This is a genomic window from Streptococcus oralis (assembly GCF_026782085.1).
GTDB classification, from domain to species: domain Bacteria; phylum Bacillota; class Bacilli; order Lactobacillales; family Streptococcaceae; genus Streptococcus; species Streptococcus oralis_DA.
Genome location: NZ_JAKUVW010000004.1, coordinates 948,891 through 966,846, shown reverse-complemented (window position 1 = coordinate 966,846; position 17,956 = coordinate 948,891). Strand labels below are relative to the sequence as shown.

General features: G+C 43.6%; 4 protein-coding genes. 2 read left to right on the top strand and 2 right to left on the bottom strand.

Going from position 1 to position 17,956, the window contains the following annotated elements:
* Positions 1–255: 255 nt before the first annotated feature.
* Both MK395_RS06840 and MK395_RS06835 read left to right on the top strand, forming a co-directional pair.
* Positions 256–6,624, top strand: a complete 6,369-nt coding sequence (locus MK395_RS06840; protein ID WP_268711556.1) for a SpGH101 family endo-alpha-N-acetylgalactosaminidase — start codon at positions 256–258, stop codon at positions 6,622–6,624.
* A gap of 140 nt (positions 6,625–6,764) precedes the next feature.
* Positions 6,765–15,014, top strand: coding sequence for an SIALI-17 repeat-containing surface protein (locus tag MK395_RS06835; protein WP_268711555.1), 8,250 nt, complete (start codon positions 6,765–6,767; stop codon positions 15,012–15,014).
* A gap of 167 nt (positions 15,015–15,181) precedes the next feature.
* Here the strand turns inward: MK395_RS06835 and pbp1a are convergent, their stop codons facing one another.
* Positions 15,182–17,350, bottom strand: a complete 2,169-nt coding sequence (gene pbp1a, locus MK395_RS06830) for a penicillin-binding protein PBP1A (protein WP_070696674.1) — start codon at positions 17,348–17,350, stop codon at positions 15,182–15,184.
* Positions 17,347–17,943, bottom strand: a complete 597-nt coding sequence (gene recU, locus MK395_RS06825; RefSeq protein ID WP_000248756.1) for a Holliday junction resolvase RecU — start codon at positions 17,941–17,943, stop codon at positions 17,347–17,349. The genes pbp1a and recU overlap by 4 nt, the downstream gene beginning before the upstream one ends.
* Positions 17,944–17,956 lie beyond the last annotated feature (13 nt).

The window sequence follows — 17,956 nt, the reverse complement described above, 5'->3', positions numbered from 1 at the left end:
TTAGATTCTTTGAGATAGAATTTTTTTATAGCTGTAAAGCTATTCTTAAAATTCTAAGCGTTAGCACTGTTCAGAAAAGAGAAAATTTTAGTGAATTTTACCTATTTCCTATTGCTTTCTGCCTTTTTATTTGTTATATTAAAAGTACAATTATTTTTTATTTATAACAGTTAAGCAGAGCACTTTCAGAGAAAGGAGTATTTTTTAAAAACGAAATGTAAACGCTTACTGGAAAATGAAAGGATTTAGGAGTTCATGGATAAACGATTTTTTGAAAAACGCTGTAAGTTCAGTATTCGTAAGTTTACGCTTGGAGTAGCTTCAGTGATGATTGGAGCGACTTTCTTCGCAGCTAGCCCAGTATTAGCTGATCAAGCAAGAGTTGGTTCAACAGATAATTTGCCGAGTGAACTAGCTGATTTGGATAAGAAGGCTAGTGATGAGGGGCACGATTTTGACAAGGAAGCTGCCGCTCAGAATCCTGGTTCAGCTGAGACTACTGAAGGCCCACAAACAGAAGAAGAGTTGTTGGCTCAAGAAAAAGAAAAGTCTGAAAAGCCAAGCAATCTGCCAAAAGAATTAGAAGATAAGTTGGAGAAAGCTGAAGACAATGGGCGCGAAGTTGACAAGGATCAATTGGCCCAAGATACTGGGAAGCTCGTCCCAGAAGATGTGGCTAAGACTACTAATGGGGAATTAAACTACGGCGCAACTGTTAAGATTAAGACGCCATCAGGAGAAGGTAGCGGTATTGTCGTTGCTAAAGACCTTGTCTTGACGGTTTCTCATAACTTTATCAAGGACAGCCAAGAAGGCAATATCCGTAAGGTTGTGGACAATGACCAAGGGGATGGAGATATCTATAGCATCTCATATCCAGGATTGCCAGATGTCAAGTTTAGCAAGAAAGATATCATTCATTGGGATCGTGAAGGCTATCTGAAAGGCTTCAAAAATGATTTGGCCCTAGTGAGATTGCGTACAGTTCTAGAAAATACGCCTGTTGAAGTAACTAAAAAGCCAGTTGTTAAGAAAATTGGAGATAAACTCCATGTCTTTGGTTATCCAGAAGGAAAATTGAATCCGATTGTCAATACTACAGTTGATTTTGCGGAACCATACGGAGAAGGTGTCCAAGGGATTGGTTACCAAGGAGGAAAACCGGGTGCTAGTGGCGGCGGTATCTTTGATACAGAAGGCAAACTAGTCGGTGTACACCAAAATGGTGTAGTTGGAAAACGGAGTGGCGGTATTCTCTTCTCACCAGCTCAACTAAAATGGATCCAAGACCACATGCAGGGAATTTCAAGTGTGAAACCAGCAGACTTGGAAGAGAAAGAAAAACCGGCTGAAGAAAAACCAAAAGAGGATAAACCTGCAGCTGCTAAACCTGAAACACCTAAGGCAGTAACTCCTGAATGGCAAACAGTAGCGAATAAAGAGCAACAAGGAACCGTCACTATTCGTGAAGAAAAGGGTGTTCGCTACAATCAATTGTCTTCAACGGCCCAAAATGACAATGATGGCAAACCAGCCTTGTTTGAAAAACAAGGATTGACAGTTGATGCTAATGGAAATGCGACGGTTGATTTAACCTTCAAAGATGATTCTGAAAAGGGCAAATCACGCTTTGGTGTCTTCTTGAAATTTAAAGATACCAAGAACAATGTTTTTGTTGGATATGACCAAGGTGGCTGGTTCTGGGAATACAAAACTCCAGGTAATAGCACATGGTATAAAGGCAACCGTGTGGCAGCACCAGAACCAGGTTCTGTAAATCGTCTTTCTATCACTCTCAAGTCAGATGGACAACTCAATGCCAGCAACAATGATGTAAATCTCTTTGACACAGTGACCCTACCTGGGGCGGTCAATGAGAATCTTAAAAATGAGAAGAAGATCCTTCTCAAGGCAGGAACTTATAGCAATGACCGTACGGTTGTCAGCGTTAAAACAGACAATCAAGAAGGTGTAAAAGCGGATGATACTCCTGCCCAGAAAGAAACAGGTCCGGCTGTTGATGATAGCAAGGTGACTTATGATACGATCCAGTCTAAGGTCCTCAAGGCAGTGATTGACCAAGCCTTTCCACGCGTGAAAGAATATACTTTGAATGGGCATACTTTGCCAGGACAGGTGCAACAGTTCAATCAAGTCTTTATCAATAACCACCGAATCACCCCTGAAGTTACTTATAAGAAAATCAATGAGACAACAGCAGAGTATTTGATGAAGCTTCGCGATGATGCTCACTTAATCAATGCGGAAATGACAGTACGCTTGCAAGTTGTGGATAATCAATTACACTTTGATGTGACCAAGATTGTCAACCACAATCAAGTTACTCCAGGTCAAAAGATTGATGACGAAAGAAAATTGCTTTCAACTATTAGTTTCCTTGGTAATGCTTTGGTCTCTGTTTCGAGTGATCAAGCTGGTGCTAAGTTTGATGGGGCAACCATGTCAAACAATACCCATGTCAGCGGGGATGATCATATCGATGTAACCAATCCAATGAAAGATTTGGCTAAGGGTTACATGTATGGATTTGTTTCTACAGATAAGCTTGCTGCAGGTGTTTGGAGCAATTCTCAAAACAGCTATGGTGGTGGTTCGAATGACTGGACTCGTTTGACAGCCTATAAAGAAACAGTTGGAAATGCCAACTATGTCGGAATTCACAGCTCTGAATGGCAATGGGAAAAGGCTTATAAGGGCATTGTCTTCCCAGAATACACCAAGGAACTTCCAAGTGCCAAGGTTGTTATCACCGAAGATGCCAATGCTGACAACAAAGTCGACTGGCAAGATGGTGCCATTGCTTATCGTAGCATCATGAACAACCCTCAAGGTTGGGAAAAAGTTAAGGATATCACTGCTTACCGTATCGCGATGAACTTTGGCTCACAAGCCCAAAACCCATTCCTTATGACCTTGGATGGTATCAAGAAAATCAATCTCCACACAGATGGTCTTGGGCAGGGTGTTCTCCTTAAAGGTTATGGTAGTGAAGGTCATGACTCTGGACACTTGAACTATGCTGATATTGGTAAACGTATTGGTGGTGTCGAAGACTTCAAGACCTTGATTGAAAAAGCGAAGAAATATGGAGCTCATCTAGGTATCCACGTGAACGCTTCTGAGACTTATCCTGAGTCTAAATACTTTAATGAAAATATTCTTCGTAAGAATCCAGATGGAAGCTACAGCTATGGTTGGAACTGGTTAGACCAAGGTATCAACATCGATGCTGCTTATGACTTGGCGCATGGACGCTTGGCTCGCTGGGAAGACTTGAAGAAAAAACTTGGTGAAGGTCTCGACTTTATCTATGTGGACGTATGGGGCAATGGTCAATCAGGTGATAACGGTGCCTGGGCTACCCACGTTCTTGCTAAAGAAATCAACAAACAAGGCTGGCGTTTTGCGATTGAGTGGGGCCATGGTGGTGAATACGACTCTACCTTCCAACACTGGGCAGCTGACTTGACCTATGGTGGCTACACTAATAAAGGTATCAACAGTGCTATCACCCGCTTTATCCGCAACCACCAAAAAGATTCTTGGGTTGGGGACTACAGAAGTTACGGTGGTGCAGCCAACTACCCACTTCTAGGTGGCTACAGCATGAAAGACTTTGAAGGCTGGCAAGGAAGAAGCGACTACAATGGCTATGTGACTAACCTCTTTGCCCATGACGTCATGACTAAGTACTTCCAACACTTCACTGTAAGTAAATGGGAAAATGGTACACCAGTTACCATGACCGATAATGGTAGCACCTATAAATGGACTCCAGAAATGAAGGTTGAGCTAGTCGATGCAGCAGGTAACAAGGTTGTTGTGACTCGTAAGTCAAACGATGTCAATAGCCCGCAATACCGCGAACGTACAGTAACGCTCAATGGACGTGTCATCCAAGATGGTTCAGCTTACTTGACTCCTTGGAATTGGGATGCAAATGGTAAGAAACTTCCTACTGAAAAGGAAAAGATGTACTACTTCAATACGCAGGCCGGTGCAACAACTTGGACCCTTCCGAGTGATTGGGCAAATAGCAAGGTTTACCTTTACAAGCTAACTGACCAAGGTAAGACAGAAGAGCAAGAACTAACTGTAACAGATGGTAAGATTACCCTAGACCTTCTAGCAAATCAACCATACGTTCTTTACCGTTCAAAACAAACCAATCCTGAAATGTCATGGAGCGAAGGCATGCACATCTATGACCAAGGATTTAACAGTGGAACCTTGAAACACTGGACTATTTCTGGTGATGCTTCCAAGGCAGAAATTGTCAAATCACAGGGTGCAAATGAAATGCTTCGTATCCAAGGCAATAAGAGCAAGGTTAGCCTTACTCAGAAACTGACTGGCTTGAAACCAAATACCAAGTATGCGGTTTATGTTGGTGTCGATAACCGTAGTAATGCTAAGGCAAGTATCACAGTGAATACTGGCGAGAAAGAAGTGACTACTTATACCAATAAGTCACTCGCTCTCAACTATATCAAAGCTTATGCTCATAACAATCGTCGTGAAAATGCTACAGTTGACGATACAAGTTACTTCCAAAATATGTACGCCTTCTTTACAACTGGATCTGATGTATCAAATGTCACTCTGACATTGAGTCGTGAAGCTGGTGATGAAGCAACTTACTTTGATGAAATTCGTACCTTTGAAAACAATTCAAGCATGTACGGAGACAAGCATGATACTGGTCAAGGAACCTTCAAACAAGACTTTGAAAATGTTGCTCAAGGTATCTTCCCATTTGTAGTAGGTGGTGTCGAAGGTGTCGAAGATAACCGCACTCACTTGTCTGAAAAACACGATCCATATACACAGCGTGGTTGGAATGGTAAGAAAGTCGATGATGTTATCGAAGGAAATTGGTCATTGAAGACAAATGGACTAGTGAGCCGTCGTAACTTGGTTTACCAAACTATTCCGCAAAACTTCCGCTTTGAAGCTGGTAAGACTTATCGTGTAACCTTTGAATACGAAGCAGGATCAGACAATACCTATGCCTTTGTAGTCGGTAAGGGAGAATTCCAGTCAGGTCGTCGTGGTACTCAAGCAAGCAACTTGGAAATGCATGAATTGCCAAATACTTGGACGGATTCTAAGAAAGCCAAGAAGGCAACCTTCCTCGTGACAGGTGCAGAAACTGGCGATACTTGGGTAGGTATCTACTCAACTGGAAATGCAAGCAATACTCGTGGAGATGCTGGCGGAAATGCCAACTTCCGTGGTTACAACGATTTCATGATGGATAATCTTCAAATCGAAGAAATTACCCTAACTGGTAAGATGCTGACAGAAAATGCTCTGAAGAACTACTTGCCAACTGTAGCCATGACCAACTACACCAAAGAGTCTATGGATGCTTTGAAGGAGGCGGTCTTTAACCTCAGTCAGGCAGATGATGATATTAGCGTGGAAGAGGCGCGTGCAGAGATTGCCAAGATTGAAGCTTTGAAGAATGCTTTGGTTCAGAAGAAGACAGCCTTGGTAGCAGAAGACTTTGAAAGTTTGGATGCGCCAGCTCAACCAGGTGAAGGTCTTGAGAATGCCTTTGATGGTAATGTATCTAGCCTATGGCATACATCTTGGAATGGTGGAGATGTAGGCAAGCCTGCAACCATGGTCTTGAAAGAACCAACTGAAATCACTGGACTTCGCTATGTTCCACGTGCCTCTGATTCAAATGGAAACTTGCGTGATGTGAAACTGGTTGTCACAGATGAGTCTGGTAAGGAACATACCTTTAACGTAACAGATTGGCCAAATAACAACAAGCCAAAAGACATTGACTTTGGCAAGACAATCAAGGCTAAGAAAATTGTCCTTACTGGTACCAAGACTTACGGAGATGGTGGCGATAAATACCAATCTGCAGCGGAACTTATCTTTACCCGTCCACAAGTAGCAGAGACACCTCTTGACTTGTCAGGCTATGAAGCAGCTTTGGCTAAGGCGCAGAAATTAACAGACAAAGACAATCAAGAGGAAGTAGCTAGCGTTCAGGCAAGCATGAAATATGCGACGGATAACCATCTCTTGACGGAAAGAATGGTTGCCTACTTCGCAGACTATCTCAACCAATTAAAAGATTCTGCTACGAAACCAGACGCTCCAACAAGTAGCAAGGGAGAAGAACAACCACCAGTTCTTGATGTACCTGAGTTCAAAGGCGGCGTCAATGCAACAGAAGCAGCTGTACATGAGGTTCCTGAGTTCAAGGGCGGCGTTAATGCGGTCCAAGCCTTGGTTCACGAATTACCAGAATACAAAGGTGGAGCCAATGCGGTTCTAGCAGCTGCAAATGAAGTTCCAGAGTACAAAGGTGGAGCCAATGCAGTTGAGGCCTTGGTGAATGAAAAGCCAGCCTACACAGGTGTATTGGCTACAGCTGGAGATCAAGCAGCTCCAACTGTTGAAAAACCTGAGTACCCGCTCACTCCAAGTCCAGTAGCTGATACCAAAACTCCGGGAGCTAAAGATGAAGAAAAACTACCTGCTACAGGAGAGCACAGCTCAGAAGTAGCCCTCTTCTTAGCAAGTGTGAGCATCGCTTTATCTGCTGCGGTTCTTGCGACAAAACGTAAAGAAGAGTAATGAGATTTGATTTCAGCAGTTCAAAGCAACTCGAATCAAAAAGGAACAAACAGCCGGAGAGGACCTCTTGGTTCTCTCCTTTTTCAAAGGAGAAATGATACCGCTTACTCATGTATGCGGATGAAAGGAATAGGAGAAAGATGGATAGACATTTTTTTGAGAAACGCTGTCACTATAGTATAAGAAAATTTGCAATCGGTGCAGCCTCCGTTATGATTGGTGCTAGTATCTTTGGCGCCAATATGGTTCAGGCGGCAGAAACAGCAACACCTTCAGAGGCAGAGGGAAGTATCACTCATGTTCAAGCTCTGGATAAGTTACCAGATGATTTAGTCGCTGCGCTTGAAAAGGCGGATGCAGAAGCTGCAACAGAAGCAAGTCATGAAGAAACTCCAGCGACAGATGAGGGAACCAATCTTGCAGCAAGTGAAGAGGCAAAACCAGAGACAAGTCCTACAAGTCCCAAGCCAGCAGAAACGCCGAAACCGGTTGAAACACCAAAGGCAGACAAACAACCTGCGGAAACCACTACACCAGCAGTAAAACCAGCTGAAAAGACAATCGAAGATAGAGAAGATGTCAACCATCTCGAAGGTGCTACTGCTCAGGCGAGCAACCATGAGACTGGTACCAACTTTACTGCGGATAAGGCAGTGGACGGTAATCCGGATACTCGTTGGGCTACGGATAAAGATGTACCAAAACCAACTTTTGAACTAACTCTTCCCAAAACTACCTTGATCAAACATGTGGAAATTGACTGGGATCGTCGTCTTCGTAATGGGCAAAATGACCCCAATATCAAATCTTGGAGTCTCTATTACGCAGGCCAAGAAGATGTGGGCGCTAACGGAGAAAAACAATGGAAACTCGCTCATACCAAGACTGGAGAACCTGTTTTAGATGAGAAAGTTGACCTAGCTGAAAGTATCAAAGCTAAGTATCTTAAGTTAGAAATTAACGACTACCAAGCTGGTACAATGAACTGGAGAAACGTTGGTATCCAAGAAATTCGAGCTTATTCGAATATTCCTGATACAAGTAAGGTAACGGATATCCGCCAAGTAACCGAACTAACAGTAGCAGAAGATGGACAGTCTCTTGTCTTACCAACTTTACCAGGGAAAGTTAGCCTTATCGGAAGCAACAAGCAAGGTGTGATTGACCTTCAAAATCACATCCATAAACCTCTAACAGATCAACGCGTCAAGGTCATGGTCCAACAAATCAGAGACAGTCATACTTTCACTAAGGAATTTGAAGTAGTCATCAAGGGTCTACATCAGAACGAGGGTGTAGGTGTCAAACCAAAAGTAGCACCAGCTGTTCAACAATGGTATGGGAAAGAAGGCCAATCTTCTATCACTTCAGATACAGTCCTTGCGACAGGTGATTCTGGCTTTGATCAGGCAGCAACCTTCTACCAGTCAGACCTTGCAAGCCGTAGATTGGAACTAGCAACAGGTGACAAGCAAGCTCAAAAACGAATCGAATTTAAAAAGGTTGAAAACAAGGGTTATGGTAAAGAAGGGTATGGCATCACTATCCAAAATGATGTGATTACCATCGAAGCTGCCACAAACACAGGAGCCTTCTACGCCACTCGGACCCTTCTTCAAATGGGAGAAAGTAACCTCCAAAATGGCGAAATTCGTGATTTCCCAAGTTTCAGCCACCGTGGCTTTATGCTAGATACAGGTCGTAAATTTATCCCTTACGACACTCTTGTAGACATCATGCTCAACATGGCTTACTACAAGATGAACGACTTGCAGTTGCACCTCAACGATAACTATATCTTCCTAAAGGAACACTTGGCAGGTAAGAATTTAAGTCCAGAAGAACAACTCAAGTATGTACTTGAACACGCTAAGACTGGTTTCCGTGTGGAGACAGATATTGTCGGTAAGAATGGTCAAAAATTGACATCAGATGAGCATTATACCAAGGAAGAAATGCAAAATCTGATTAAACTTGCCAAGGCCTTGCATATCAACCTAGTGCCAGAAATTGACACACCAGGTCACGCCTTGTCCTTTGTCAAAGTCCGCCCAGACCTCATGTATCAAGGTAGTTTGAGTGATTATGCTGGCAAACACAATGTTGAACGTGTTGCCATGCTCGATCTAGATAATAAATACGATGAAACGCTAGCTTTTGTCAAATCAGTTTATGACAAACTTCTCGATGGTCCAGATGCACCGCTTCATGGCGTGTCCACTGTTCATATCGGAACGGATGAATACTATGGCAGTCGCGAAAGCTATCGCCGCTATGTCAATGACCTTATCAAATACATTAAAGGAAAAGGTTACACCCCTCGTATCTGGGGATCGCTCAGTGCGAAACGTGGGAACACACCTGTTGATTGGAACGGAGTAGAGGTTGATATCTGGAGTATCGGATGGCAACGACCAAATGAAGCCATTGCTCAGGGAGCTAAGATTATCAATATCACGGATGTACCGACCTATAGTGTGCCAAGTGGAAGCAATAGTCAAGCAGCCTACGGGGACTATGCTAACTACGAACGTCAGTACAATAGCTGGACACCGAATGATTTTAGAACAGGTGGAGGTCCACTTCTACCAGCTTCTCATCCAAGTATCCTTGGTGGTGGGCACGCAGTTTGGAATGACAATATTGACCTTCATGAGACCGGTTTGACCTCTTATGATATCTTTAAACGCTTCTTCAAGAGCATGCAAACTACTGCGGAGCGCACTTGGGGATCTGACCGTGCAGCTGCGACCTTTGCAGAACGTACCCTACCAACGAGCCCTTATGCGCCACAGTCAAATCCTGATAGAGCGATTGATCAAAGTGATTTGTTTACTATCAATCCTGAAACAGTTAAGGACTATGCAAGCAAGAAGGTGAAGACAAGCGAACAGGGATTGGCTTTTGAGAAAGACAGCAGTATCGAAGGCTTGGCTGGTGATGTTGGTCCAAGTCATGTCTTGAAGTTTGATGTGACTGTCACTGGAGACGGGGAACAAACCTTCTCAACAAGTGGGGACAACCGTATCTATCTAGCTGATAAAGATGGTTATCTTGCTTATCAATTTGAACAGTTCCATATCCAGTTCAAGAAAAAACTGGAGAAGAACAAACGTTATCAAATCTCTATTGTGACCAAACCACAATCAACTGAAGTTTATGTGGATGGTGAGAAGATTGAGCGTATCGCAAATCCAGAATACCCTCGCTTTGCCCACAATAGCTTGGTTCTACCGCTTGAAAGCATCGGTGGTTTCAAAGGGATCCTGCATAGTGCAGAGTTGTCAGACAAACCATTTGTAAATCCTCGTTTGATTTCAAATGATAAGATTACAGCAACGGCAAGCAGTCAGCAACTTCCAGGAAACGCGACTGAAGGCGCTGTTGAAAAGGCCTTTGACAATGATCCAAATACCTTCTGGCATACTAAATGGACTGGTGACACTGCGCCATACACCCTTACTATGACCTTGAAAGAAGCAGAAAAAGTCAATGGCTTGACGTATCTCCCACGTCCTGGTGGTGGAAATGGTGTTGTGACGCGCTACGAAATCTACGCACAAAAAGATGGCCAAATGGTCAAGGTTTCAGAAGGAAGCTGGGACAATAACGCCCAAGAAAAAACAGTCAACTTTGCGGCGGTAGATACCAACAAGATTGAGTTGAAAGTATTGGAAGGCGTTGGTGGTTTTGCAAGTGCAGCTGAAGTTCATCTATTGAAACCTGTTAAAGAAGAGCAAGAAACGCCTGCACCAAGTCAACCAGAAAACCCAACTACACCAGAAAACCCAAAAGTAGAGCAAACAGGTGATGGAACAGTTGAATTGGCAGATCAATTTACTGCAAGTAAACCAGCTAGCGAAGACAGCATTGCAGCTGCCAGCAAGAGCGCAGACTATCTCAAGAAAGAGTACAAGGTCTTCCCAACTCCACAAAAAGTGACTTATGGAGAAGGTGTCACAGCTCTTCGCAAGCAAGTCAATCTGGTCATGGGCGATCAACTCGATATCTATACTCGCAATCGCTTGAAGAGTGTTTTGCAGGACAATCAAGTATCTTATACAACTGGTAAGGCGGCAATCGCTGGCGCAACCAATATCTATCTTGGAGTGCATGGACAAGGTTCACAAGCAGAGCAAAACTTGTCCAATGTTTCAGCAGGTCTCTTTGACAAGATTGACGCCTATGTCTTGAGCATCAAGGATAACTCGATTTCTATCGTCGGAAAAGACACTGATGCAGTCTTCTATGGTTTGACAACCTTGAAACACATGCTCAAGGAAAGCCAAGTGCCAGTCCTTCGCAATGTGACAGTAGAAGATTACGCAGAGCTCAAGAACCGTGGTTTCATCGAAGGTTACTATGGAAATCCATGGTCTAATGCCGATCGTGCAGAGCTCATGCGTTATGGTGGCGATTTGAAATTGAACCAATACTTCTTTGCACCAAAAGATGATCCATACCACAACAAGAAATGGCGTGAACTCTATCCAGAAGAAAAACTAGCTGAAATCCGTGAACTTGCTCGTGTCGGAAATCAAAGTAAAACCCGCTATGTCTGGACTATCCATCCATTCATGAACAACCGCATCCGCTTTGGCAATGAAGCGCATTACCAAGAAGATTTGGCAACCATCAAGGCCAAATTCACCCAGCTGATGAAAGTGGGTGTCCGCGAATTTGGTATCCTTGCAGATGATGCTCCAAGCCCAGTCGGAGGCTACAATAGCTACAACCGCTTGATGCAAGATATGACCAAGTGGTTGACTGAAATGCAGGGAACCTACAGCGGTCTTCGTAAAGAAATGATCTTTGTTCCTGGCCAGTATTGGGGTAATGGACGTGAGGATGAGTTGAAATCCCTCAATGAAAATCTCCCAAGTTCAACATCCATGACCTTGACGGGTGGTAAGATTTGGGGTGAAGTCTCTGAAAGCTTCCTTTCAACTCTCAAGAACAATCTATCCGCAGGTGGCAAGACCTATCGCCCAGTTTCACTTTGGATTAACTGGCCTGTAACAGATAACTCTAAACAACACTTGATTCTAGGTGGTGGTGAGAAATTCCTTCATCCAAATGTGGATCCAAGCTTGCTATCTGGTATCATGTTGAACCCAATGCAACAGTCTGAACCATCTAAGATTGCCCTCTTTGCAGGAGCTCAATACTCATGGAAACAGTGGAAATCAGAAGAAGAAGCTAAGAAAATCAATGATATTGCCTTCAACTTTGTAGAAAATGGTCATTTTGAAGATAGCAAGGTATCAGCAGCCTTCCGCGAACTTGGTAAGCACATGATCAACCAAAACATGGATAATCGTGTCGTCAAACTAGAAGAATCTGTAGACTTGGCTCCAAAATTAACAGACTTCATGACCAAACTCAAAGCAGGTCAGGATGTGACTGCAGAACGTACAGCCTTGCGTGCAGAATTTGCCAAGATTAAAGAAGCAGCCGAACTCTATAAAGCATCAGGCGATAAAAAAATGGTTGCCCAAATCCACTATTGGTTGGATAACGCAATCGACCAAATGAATGCTCTCGATGCCTTCCTTACAGGAACTGAAGCCATGGCTACAAACGATGCAGCCAAACTCTGGGATAGTTACTATAAAGGTTTGAAGTTCTACGAACAGTCTCAAACTCACACCTTCCATTATGTAGACCATATGGAAAAAGCTGAATTGGGTGTTCAACATATTCGTCCATTTATCCTATCCCTGAAAGAAGTTCTAGCGTCTGAAGTTCAAAAAGTCTTGCACCCAGACCAAATCATCAGTACCTTTATTACCAATCGAACAGGTGTAGAAGGTGGTTTGGCAGAAGTAACGGATGGCGATTTGGCAACTCATGCGATTATTAAATCACCAAATAGCATCAAGACAGGTGATTATATCGGTATGAAATTCAACAAGCTGGTAGATATCCAAACCTTGACCTTTGCTATGGGAACGCAGGCTAATCCACGTGATACCTTTAGTAAGGCAGAAGTGCAGTATCAAGATGAAAACGATAACTGGGTAACCTTGAAAGAGCCAAGCTATGTCGGAAATGAATCCCTTCTTAAGTTTGAAAATCTCACTATCAAGGCCAAGGCAGTTCGCATGATTGCGACAGCAGACCGCGATAATACTTGGTTTGCAGTTCAGGAAATTGCAGTCAACCGTCCAGTTGAAAAAGCTCGTAGCCAACAAGCAACGACAGTTAGTCTTAGCTCAAACTTAGTTTACAAACAAAGTACGACAGCCCGTCAAATCACTGATGGCAAGGACAATACAGAAGCCATGATGGCAAACGCTGACGGTAGCAATACCACTCCAGTAGATGCTTGGGCACAACTTGACCTCGGTGAAGTCAAGTCAGTCACTAAAGTACGACTTCGCCAAGGAACGGGTGATAAGCTTGCCGCAGGTGTACTGGAGTACTCTACAGATGGAACTGCATGGCAAGAGTTGGATCGCCTATCAGGAGAACAAACCAAGGAAGTGACTAGAGCGATCAATGCTCGTTACATCCGAGTCCGCAATACCAAGGCCCTCGATCTCTGGTGGCGTATCCAGGATTTTTCTGTTGAGACACGTTCTGGAAACAGTGAGTTAACGGACACCAACGTGGACTCCTTGAAGGAAACACCAGTAGTGGATAGCTTAGGCAGTTACGAACTTCAAATTCCAGCTGGAACCAAACTTCCTGCTCATAGCTATCTAGGAATGAAGCTTGACCGTATCCATCAGATCAAGAGCATCCAGCTCCAAGGTCAGGCCAACCCTGCTCTTAGCCTTGAGTACTCTGCAAATGCGCAAGAATGGACGCCAGCTAGCCAATTGACAGACAGATCTGTGGTGAGCCACTTGGTACGTTATGTTCGTCTGGTCAATAAAACAGATCAGGAACAAGCTGTGACAGCCACTTCTCTCCTTGTGACAACCAAAGAAGTACAACCAACCAAACTAGAATCTACAACTATGGGCATTCATCCAACATACGGAAGCAATGATGTTCGTAAACTGAACAACCTAGATCAACTATTTGACGGTGTTTACAACAACTTCGTTGAGTTTTCAGACTACGCCCATAAAGATGGTCACGTAACCTTGAAACTTGGTAGCGAACGCACCATCAAGAAGATTAGAGCCTACATCCAAGACGGAACTCAAAACTATCTTCGTGATGGTAAGATTCAAGTCAGCCAAGACGGTAAAACTTGGACTGATGTCGTGACAGTAGGAGATGGTGTGGCCAATAGCACACACGATGATTCATTGACAGATGGTTGGACACATGATTCTAAGATGCCAGGAAATCGCTACATCGAGGGTGAATTGACGACACCAGTCAAAGCTAACTATCTCCGTGTCCTCTATACAGCAGACTATGATGCCCGTTTTGTAGGCTTTACAGAATTGGTCATCAACGATGGTGAATTTGTCAAACCAATCAATGATCCAACAGTAGAAGGAAGTAGTGGAGAAAGCCAAGGCAACCTTTATAATAATCTTGTAGACGGCAAAGTCTTGACCAGCTACAAGTCTGAAAAAGAAAAGGGCGAGTTGGTGTATCACTTATCTGAGCCAACCAATGCCAACCACCTTCGTCTCGTTTCCAGTCTTCCTGAAGGAGCGCAAGCACGTGTTCTTGCTAGAACACTTAAGGATGGTCAAGACAGTTGGACAGACCTCGGTGCCATTACATCTAGTCTCCAAACCTTCGCTATCCGAAATGGTGGCTCTCTTCTAGACGTCAAATTAGTCTGGGAAGGCGGCAAGGCTGAGTTTTATGAATTGGCAAGCTTCTATCAAGAATTAACAGAAGAACCGGTTCAATCAAGCAAGGGTGAAGAACCAGCACCTGTTCTTGAGGTTCCTGAATTTACAGGTGGCGTCAATGCAGTTGAAGCCTTGGTACATGAGCTTCCAGAGTACACAGGTCCAGTAGCGACAGTAGGTGACCAAGCTGCTCCAACAGTAGAGAAACCTGAGTTCAAGGGTGGTGTCAATGCAGTTGAAGCCCTAGTACATGAACTTCCAGAGTACACAGGCCCAGTAGCGACAGTAGGTGACCAAGCTGCTCCAACAGTAGAGAAACCTGAGTTCAAGGGTGGTGTCAATGCAGTTGAAGCCTTGGTACATGAGCTTCCAGAGTACACAGGTCCAGTAGCAACAGTAGGCGACCAAGCGGCTCCGACAGTAGAGAAACCTGAATTTAAACTTAGCACTCTAGTTTCTGATCAAGGTAAGACTCCAGATCATAAACAAGAAATTGCTAGACAAGAAACAGCTGAACAAAGCTTGCCAGCAACAGGTGAGAGCCAATCTGACACAGCCCTCTTCCTAGCAGGTGTTAGCCTAGCCCTATCTGCTCTCTTTGTAGCAAAAACAAAGAAAGACTAGTATTTAGTAAAACCTCTTAACAAGATTACGAAATCCGTTTCCTATCTTTCCCAATGAGGTTCATAGTACAGAAAAAGCCTGAGAAGATGTCTTCTCAGGCTTTTGTTAAGCACATAAATGCAATAGAGCTATGAAAAAATCACCCAGAAAAATCTGGGTGATAAATGTTATGGTTGTGCTGGTTGAGGATTCTGATTTTGGTTCTGGTTTTGTTGACCAGGCGTTGTATTTGGTTGCTGGTTATTGGTATTATTGTTTGCACTATTATTCGTGCTTGGAGTAGTTGAGCTTGACTGTGCAGTTGAACTTTCTGATGTCGAGCTCGAACTTTCAGGTGTTGGGGTTTGTTGCGGAGCAGGAGCAGTCCATGCAGAACGAGCACCGTTTTTAAAGACGAACTCACCACTTCGATAGAGGCCTTCTGGCATAGTCCAGTCGCCAGGGTTGTTATCCTCAGACAGATAAGTCATCATTGAACGATAAACCTTAGCTGCAACATAGAAGCCATCGCCAACGATAGGAGTAAGGCGGTTTGAGTAACCTGTCCATACAGCCATTGAATATTTGCGAGTATAACCAACAAACATTTCATCTGGGGCTACATAACCAGTATTTTTGATGTAGTTTTCAATTTCATCATCTGTATAGTTTGATGTACCAGTCTTACCAGCTTGAGGTAGCCAAGGGAGATAAGCACCACGACCAGTTCCGTATGCTAAGACAGTCTTCATCATTTCCGTCATCATATAGGCGGTCGTCTCTTTCATGGCACGAGTACCAGGATCAGCGTATTCTTTTGAGCTACCATCGCTAAAGACGATTTTGTTGATATACATTGGTTTATGGTAGATACCACCGTTAGCAAAAGCAGCGTAAGCAGCAGCCATTTTCTCACTACTTGCTCCGTACTTTTTGTTTGACTCAGTTGTATTACTTGAAATCGCGTTGGCATAGTGCATATCTGGATAGTCAATACCGATTCCATTTAGGAAGGTCTTGGCTCTATCCAAACCGACTTTGTTCAAGGTTTCTACGGCTGTAACGTTCCGTGATTGTTGGAGCGCATATTGGATGGTGATGTTTCCAAAGTAACTTCTATCCCAGTTGTAGACGGGAGTGTCTGTTCCAGGATAATTGTAAGGAACATCGTGAACAATTGAAGCAGTTGAGTCGTAGATGTCATACTCCAAGGCAGGAGCATAGTCTGTGATTGGCTTCATGGTAGAACCCCAGTCACGGTTGGTTTCAACAGCTTGGTTGATTCCGAAGGAAACATTGCTTGATTGGTGACGAGAACCTAACTGAGCAATGACTTTCCCATTTGTCACATCCACAATCGTTGAAGCTACTTGCATTTCATCATCTGGATAGTTGACATACTCGTCGGTATTGTAGATATCCCAGAGATGTTGTTGAACTTTAGGATCAACGTTGGTGTAGACGTCCATACCAGTCGTTAAGAGGTTGTAGCCTGTTTCTTGTTCAACTTGATCGATTACCTCTTTGAGATAGTTGTCCATGTATGGAGGATAACTATTAGCCGATTTTAGACTTTGAAGTCCATCTGTAATCGGAGTATTAATCGCTTTTTCATATTGCTCAGCTGAAATGTAACCTTGCCCCTTCATCTCAGAGAGGACGAGATTACGACGTTCTTGAGCAGCTTCTGGATGCGAGTATGGATCATACTGGTTTGGAGCCTGAGGCATACCAGCAAGGAGAGCCAATTGAGGAATACTTAGATCTTTGAGATCCTTGCCATAGTAACTTTGGGCAGCTGTCTGCATTCCATAGTTACCGTTTGACATGTAAACCTTGTTGATGTAGTAGGTCAAGATCTCTTGTTTAGTCGCTTTTTGTTCTAGCTGAACGGCTAACCAAGCTTCCTGGGCCTTACGAGAAAGAGTCTGATCAGAAGTTGACGTAGAGAAATAAGTTAACTTGATCAACTGCTGTGTCAAGGTTGAAGCTCCTTGCAGACCTCCACCACCACGAAGGTTTCGGAGGGTAGCACCTAGGATACGGATCGTGTCAATTCCTCGGTGATTAAAGAAGCGATGGTCCTCAATCGAAACAATAGCGTTGACCAAATCGGTCGGTATTTCGTTTGCTTGGGCATTGACCCGACGTTCCGATCCAAGATCAGCGATAAGCTCGTCATTGCTATCATAGATCTTACTTGACGTTGTAGCAACTAGTTTACTTTCAGAAAGTTCTGGAGCCTTGCTAACATAGTAGAGGAAGAGACCTCCACCAAGCATTACAGCTGCGATAAATACAGTTAAGAGACTGATACTGACATACTTAGCTATTCGCAGAAAAGTTTGTTTGTTCATCTTGTTTTACCACCTAGTAAATGTTCTTTGATAATATCGAGGTAGGGAATTTGAGGAAAGGCCCCAGGCTCAATCCTATATCCATTTTCTCGAATATATCCAAGTGGCATTGACTTCTGTCCCTTATCTTGATGATAGAAACGGATGAGGTCAATAGCCGGCAATAAGTAGGTTTCTTGCTGAGAAGAAAAGTGAAGGAGTACAAAGCAGATTCCTTGCTGGGCAAGGACTTGTTCCATATGCTGGATCTGATGGAGATGAAAATTCTTCATCGGTATCGCATGTTTTTGCCTGGTTTCCTTTGCTTCAAAGTCGATGTAGTATCCATCATAAACCCCTGAATAGTCAGTAGTTGAAGCTTGTCTAAAGTAGGCTTCAACGATCTTGGCTCGACTTCGTTGGGGATAGTCAACACGTACGATTTGGATGGGAGTCGGCTTCTTGTGAATAACTGCCAACCCATGCGACAAATAGTAGTCGTTTGTAGCATTGATCATCTTTTCAAAAGACATTCCCCGATTTGCGAAATTTTTAGTTTGTGACAGGGGTGCTTGTCTCTTTTGAGATGAAATTTTATGTGGATAGTTGACCATAATTCTCCTTATT

Coding starts and splice junctions, on each gene's coding strand:
- pbp1a (WP_070696674.1), bottom strand. CDS start 17,350: ATGAACAAACAAACTTTTCTGCGAATAGCTAAGTATGTCAGTATCAGT.
- MK395_RS06835 (WP_268711555.1), top strand. CDS start 6,765: ATGGATAGACATTTTTTTGAGAAACGCTGTCACTATAGTATAAGAAAA.
- recU (WP_000248756.1), bottom strand. CDS start 17,943: ATGGTCAACTATCCACATAAAATTTCATCTCAAAAGAGACAAGCACCC.
- MK395_RS06840 (WP_268711556.1), top strand. CDS start 256: ATGGATAAACGATTTTTTGAAAAACGCTGTAAGTTCAGTATTCGTAAG.